Genomic DNA, 960 nt, shown 5'->3' on the forward strand with positions numbered 1-960 from the left:
AAATCTTAATTTGAATTACTGTTTATTTATACAGTATATTTGCTCGTCCGATGATTTGATCTTGGATGTGGCAAATGTCCCTTTCTTTGCAAGAGCTAAAAAATCGGCGTCTTGTTTGGAGTGCCAATCAGGCGCCGAATCATATTACTGAGCCAGCCTTTATCCCTAGCGGTTTTACTGTTCTTGATGAACAAATTGGTGGTTGGCCAAATTCCGGTTTGGTCGAGTTGCAACCTTCTGCGATGGGGGTCGGTGAGTTACGGCTGATTCTTCCGGTACTTGCGTCGCTGGCGAGTAGAACGACAGATCAAACCAAGTTGCAAGTGTGGTTACCTGGATGCATGCAGCTTATGCCGCAGGGGCTTGGCGCTGCTTTTACAAGTAACACGGTTATGCTCAAGAGCTTGAGCGCCAGTGAGTCTTTGTGGGTGCTGGATACCTTGCTACAAAGCGGTATTTGTTCGGCTGTGGTTTGTTGGCTGGATACGCTTGACCCTGCACAGGCAAAGCGTTTGCAAATCGCTGCGAAAGAGAGCAATACGCTGGTTTTTTGTATTCGTTCTATGGTGACTCAAGACAGCTCCTTACCGATTAGTTTACGCATGCGGCTGCAGCCGAGCGATCAGGGTTTGTTGCTTGATGTTTTTAAACGACAAAACGCCTATGCCGTTGAGCCTTTTCAGCTGAATCTTAACAACGCTTCGCCAGAGCTTTATCGGCGCCAGAAAATCTCCGATGCACATGCTTATCAGCATAATGTGATTTCGTTTCCTTCTGCGCTTGGTAAGAGTTAGGGGGGTGGATCATGCTCTGGTTAGCCTTGCACTTCCCGAATCTACATTTGAATAGTCTAGTGAGTGCTATTCCTGATAGGTCAGAGAAAGATAGGTCGGAGAAAGCTACGTTGGATAAAAATACGGGGAACAGCGAGACTCAGTCGCCAGCAATTGTGCTGATTAA

General features: G+C 46.8%; 1 protein-coding gene. It reads left to right on the forward strand.

The features are described 5' to 3' along the window. Positions 1 to 74 precede the first annotated feature (74 nt). On the forward strand, positions 75 to 794 hold the full coding sequence (locus A3750_RS18615; RefSeq protein WP_068456621.1) for a hypothetical protein: 720 nt from the start codon (positions 75 to 77) through the stop codon (positions 792 to 794). Positions 795 to 960: the final 166 nt, after the last annotated feature.

The organism is Oleiphilus sp. HI0079 (assembly GCF_001635105.1).